Source organism: uncultured Agrococcus sp. (assembly GCF_945915485.1).
Taxonomy (GTDB): Bacteria; Actinomycetota; Actinomycetes; order Actinomycetales; family Microbacteriaceae; genus Agrococcus.
In genome coordinates this window covers 1-4,061 of the sequence record NZ_CAMEFJ010000136.1, presented here as the reverse complement: position 1 = coordinate 4,061, position 4,061 = coordinate 1, and the positions used below count along the sequence as shown (strand labels likewise).

Annotated in this window: 5 protein-coding genes; all 5 read left to right on the top strand. The window is 63.6% G+C overall.

Annotation, left to right across the window (positions count from 1 at the left end; all coding sequences use genetic code 11):
• The first annotated feature begins 70 nt into the window (after nt 1–70).
• Complete coding sequence (locus Q0O95_RS13360) at nt 71–1,096, top strand: PTS sorbitol transporter subunit IIB (protein ID WP_293699636.1); 1,026 nt, start codon at nt 71–73, stop codon at nt 1,094–1,096.
• Between the two features lie 16 nt (nt 1,097–1,112).
• Nucleotides 1,113–1,475: a PTS glucitol/sorbitol transporter subunit IIA gene (locus tag Q0O95_RS13355; protein ID WP_293699633.1), complete on the top strand. Its 363-nt coding sequence runs from the start codon at nt 1,113–1,115 to the stop codon at nt 1,473–1,475.
• Nucleotides 1,475–1,879: a transcriptional regulator GutM gene (locus Q0O95_RS13350; RefSeq protein WP_293699631.1), complete on the top strand. Its 405-nt coding sequence runs from the start codon at nt 1,475–1,477 to the stop codon at nt 1,877–1,879. Before Q0O95_RS13355 ends, Q0O95_RS13350 begins: the two co-directional genes overlap by 1 nt.
• 74 nt (nt 1,880–1,953) lie before the next feature.
• A complete protein-coding gene (locus tag Q0O95_RS13345; RefSeq protein WP_293699628.1) occupies nt 1,954–3,276 on the top strand; it encodes an SAF domain-containing protein in 1,323 nt (440 codons plus the stop codon).
• Between the two features lie 10 nt (nt 3,277–3,286).
• Nucleotides 3,287–4,061 (top strand): thiamine pyrophosphate-dependent dehydrogenase E1 component subunit alpha (locus Q0O95_RS13340; RefSeq protein WP_293699625.1); only part of this gene is annotated, 775 nt, incomplete at its 3' end.

The following is a 4,061-nucleotide window of genomic DNA, read 5'->3' as shown; positions in this document are numbered from 1 at the left end:
ACGATCGCGAGTTCCGCGAAGCGGCGGCCGCTGCGAAACAGCGCAAATCCGAGCGTAAGGGAGAAGCAGCATGACTTCCAGTGTTTTCGTTCAGCCGGGGGGCGGCGGTTGGGGCAAGGGGCTCACGATCACGCCGCAGGACGGCAAAGACGTAATCCTGTCGGTGACCGGCGGCGGAATCCATCCGGTCGCGGCACGCATAGCAGAACTGCTCGGCGTCGAAGCCGTTGACGGTTTCAACAACAGTGTTCCGGAGGAGCGGATCCTCGCCGCAGTCATCAACTGCGGTGGAACGGCCAGGATCGGGGTCTATCCGAAGAAGAAGATTCTTACGGTCGACGTCTTCCCCGGTGAGCCCTCGGGCCCGCTTGCTCAGTTCATCACAGAGGACTTGTTCGTTTCGGCCGTGTCTACGGATGACGTGCAGATCACCGACCGGGAGACGGTGCCGGCGAATGCATCCGCGCAGTCCGCGGAAGCGGAGGCCGGGGGGTCTTCGAACGCCGATCGTATCGCTGCGGCGAAGGCGCGTGCAGCCGAAGAAGCTCCGTCGGGCTTCCTTGGCACGTTCTCGAAAGTCGTGGTCGGCTTCGGCAGCGTTGTCGGTGGAATCATCAACACGCTGCTGTCATCCGGTAGGCAGACGATCCAATTGGTGCTGCAGACCATCCTGCCGTTCATGGCGTACGTGTGTCTGCTGATCGGCTTCGTGACCTACACCGGCCTCTCCGACTTGATCGCTCAGGGTGTGACGCCGCTTGCGGCGAACCCCATCGGGCTTGTCGCGCTCGGCATCATTACCGGATTGCCGTTCCTGTCGCCGATCTTGGGCCCGGGAGCCGCGATCGCGCAGGTGGTCGGTGTGCTGATGGGAACGCAGATCGCGGCGGGGGCGCTGCCCGTGTCCTACGCGCTGCCCGCGCTGTTCGCGATCAACGGCCAGGTGGGTTGTGACTTCGTGCCGGTTGGTCTCGCGCTGGGCGAGGCGAAAGCCGAGACCGTCAAGGTGGGTGTTCCCGCCGTGTTGTTCTCGCGCTTGATCACGTCGCCGATCGCCGTGCTCATCGCATGGGGAGCCAGCTTCCTGCTGGTCTAGGAGATAAAGGATGCAAATGGGTGAATATTTCACGTCGACGGTGACGAGTATCGGTAAGGATGCCGCGGACATGTTCGAGGCCGGTGTGGTCATTCTGTTCGGGGCACCCTGCCCCGATGCGCTGGCCGAGGTGAGTGTCGTGCACGAGGGCTGGTCTGAAGATGCGCGTGACCCCAGGCCCGGCGACACCATCGCTATCGGCGAGAAGGAGGCGACGGTGACCGGAGTCGGTGAGATTGCGGGTGAGAATCTTCGGACACTCGGTCACATCGTCGTATACCTCGACCCGGATCAGAACCTGCTTCCCGGTGCGGTTGTCGCTGAGGGTTCGCTTGGTTCACCGACGGCCGGAGACCGAATCTCGCTGCGGAGCGCGTAATGGACTGGGGGTTCGCGCTCATACTGATAGGCGCTCTCGGCCTGGTTGGGCTCACGAGCGTGTTTCAGTATCGCAGGATGCTCGCAGACATCGAATCGATGCGAGTCGCCCATGCCGACCGGAAAGGAGCGTTTCTTGTTTCGGGTCGGCATAAGGGTTTCATCCGCGGTGCCGTGGTTGCGCTGGTGATCGACGGGCACGATGAGCGCATCGTCGAGGCAAGGGCCATGCGGGGAATCTCCGCGCTGTCACGGTTGCAGAGGCGCGAGAGCCTCGAGGGGAACCTGGGGTCTGTGGCGTTTCGCGAATCCGACGCGGCCGTTATTAAGGCGGTGGAAGCCGCCGAGGCTGAGTTTCGCCGTCTGCAGGCGCAGCGCAAGCGCGCACCTCGCAAGCGAGGCTAGCCAAAGGAACGCACTTGCAGCATGCTAAAGTGCAATAAGGTGCAAATGATGTGCACATATGTGAGGAGAATTGGGTGGGTTACACGAGGAAACTCCGGGAACGACAGGAGCGGACCGGACGGCCGGTCAGAGTGGGCCTCGTCGGCGCGGGCCAGATGGGATCGGGCTTCGTCGCGCAGCTCGCGCGGCAAACGGGGGTCACGGTCAGCGTTGTGGCCGATGTCGCGATTGATCGTGCGGAGACTGCGCTAACCAACGCAGGTATACAAGACGTCACCGTTGGGGGAGAGGTCTCGGCGCTGACCGAGATCATCGAAGCCGGTGGCCACGCTGCCGTAGGCGACATCGATGCGCTGACCGCTCTTCCCGTCGATATCGTCGTCGAGTGCTCCGGTGTACCCGAGGTCGCGACGCGAGTGGCGCTATCGGCCCTCACCGCCGGCAAGGACGTCGCTCTCATGACGGTCGAAGCCGACGTCACGGTGGGCCTTGCGCTCGCGAAGCTCGCTCAAGCCGAAGGGCGCATCTACACGGTGTGCCGGGGCGACGAGCCGGTCGAGTGCCTCAAGCTCATCGAGTTCGCAGAAGACCTCGGACTCGAGGTCGTCATGGCGGGCAAGGGCAAGAACAACCCGCTGCGTCAGGGCGATACACCTGACGACCTCGTCGATGAGGCGGCGGCCAAGGGGATGAACCCGAAGATGCTCTGCTCCTTCGTCGATGGCACCAAGACCATGATCGAGATGGCTGCGCTCGCCAATGCGGCCGACTTGGAGCTCACACAGCGATCGATGATCGGCCCGGAGGCGACCGTCGAAACGCTCGCCGAGGTCTTCAGCCCGCAGGAAGCGGGAGGTCTTCTGGACCGGACAGGAGTTGTCGACTACTGCACGGGCGATGTCGCCCCCGGCGTGTTCGTGATCGTCAAATCGGACAACGAGGTCGTGCGCGAGGAACTGCGCTACCTGAAGCTCGGTGAGGGCCCGTACTTTGCGCTCTACCGCCCCTACCACCTCGCGAGCATCGAGGCGCCGTTGTCCATCGCTGAGGCGGTCATTGATGGTGATGCATCGCTGCAGCCCGTCGCATGGCGCGCCGAGGTCACGGCGATCGCGAAGCGCACGCTAAATGCCGGGGAACGAATCGACGGCATCGGGGGCTTCACCGTTTACGGAGATGCGGTGTCTGCGGATGAAGCAGCCGCAACGGGCGAACTGCCGATCGGTCTCGCGGGGGATGCAGTGCTCGTGCGCGATGTTGCTGAGGGAGTGCCGGTCCGCTACGAGGATGTCGAACTCGACGCCGCGCAGGTGATCGTTCGTCTGCGCCGCCTGCAGGACGCGATGGTTGACGGAGAACTCGATCTCGACGCCGTACGTGAACTGGTTGAACGGTAGGGAGGCTCACATGGCAACGCAAATCACCGATAACCCCGAACTGGCGGAATCAACACTCGAGACGCTGTGGCGCATCCGCAGATTCGAGGAGGCCGTCGAGGATCTGTACGGTCGGGGCATGATGCACGGCACCATGCACCTCTCGATCGGGCAGGAGGCCGTTCCAGCGGGCGCGACGCTCGCGCTCAGGCAGGACGACGCAATCACTTCGACCCACCGTGGCCACGGGCACGCCATCGCGAAGGGCGCGGATCTCACGCGCATGATGGCGGAGTTGCTCGCGAAGGAGTCGGGCTACGCGCGTGGGCGCGGCGGCTCGATGCACATTGCCGACACGAAAACCGGCAACCTTGGCGCCAATGGCATCGTGGCGGGAGGCGTACCGATCGCTACCGGGGCCGCTCTGTCCGCCCAGATGCGGGGCACCGATCAGGTCGCGCTGTGCTATCACGGTGACGGAGCGATGGGAGAGGGCGCTTGGCATGAGGGTGTTGTTCTGGCTGTCATGTGGCAGCTGCCCGTCGTGTATCTCTGCGAGAACAACCTCTACGGGATGTCCATGTCGTCGAAGCAGGCATTCAGGCTCGAGCAGCTCTCCGATAGGGCGAAGGGCTACGGCATGCCCGGCGTCGATGTTGACGGCAACGACGTGCAGGCCGTCTACGACGCAGTGGACGAGGCGGTATCCAGAGCGCGAGCCGGTAGCGGGCCCAGCTTCATCGTCGCGAATACCTATCGTTGGCGCGGGCACTCGAAGAGCGACAAGAACCTGTACAGAACTCGTG